This is a genomic window from Neisseria sp. SLRRB23 (assembly GCF_050896295.1).
Taxonomy (GTDB): domain Bacteria; phylum Pseudomonadota; class Gammaproteobacteria; order Burkholderiales; family Neisseriaceae; genus Neisseria.
Genome location: NZ_JBPBFH010000148.1, coordinates 1 through 388 on the forward strand (window position 1 = coordinate 1; position 388 = coordinate 388).

1 rRNA gene is annotated in these 388 nt (G+C 54.6%); it reads right to left on the reverse strand.

The features are described from left to right. Positions 1–388: ribosomal RNA gene (locus ACRPFF_RS11590) — 23S ribosomal RNA — on the reverse strand; the annotation flags it as partial.

The window sequence follows — 388 nt, forward strand, 5'->3', positions numbered from 1 at the left end:
ATACGAGATGACGTCGAGTCTCGTGGGCTCGGAGATGTGTATAAGAGACAGGTCAGACGGCGGCAAGGTGCAGCCCAAGCCGGTGCAGAACAACGAATCCATCTTGTCGAAGCTGTACGGTTCAGGCAGTGATGGCGAAAATGCGCGGCGCAGGCATACGCGCCAACACGTCAACCGCGGCTTTCATACTGTCGGGATTCGCATTATAAGTATCGTCAATCAGGGTTGCGCCCTTGATGCCGGCTTTGACGTATACCTTCTCCCGACGTTACGATATCAATTTGCCGAGTTCCTTCTCCCGAGTTCTCTCAATGGCCTTAGCATTCTCATCCTGCCCACCTGTGTCGGTTTGCGGTCCGGTTCGCTTCACCCTGCCGCTTAGTGTCTT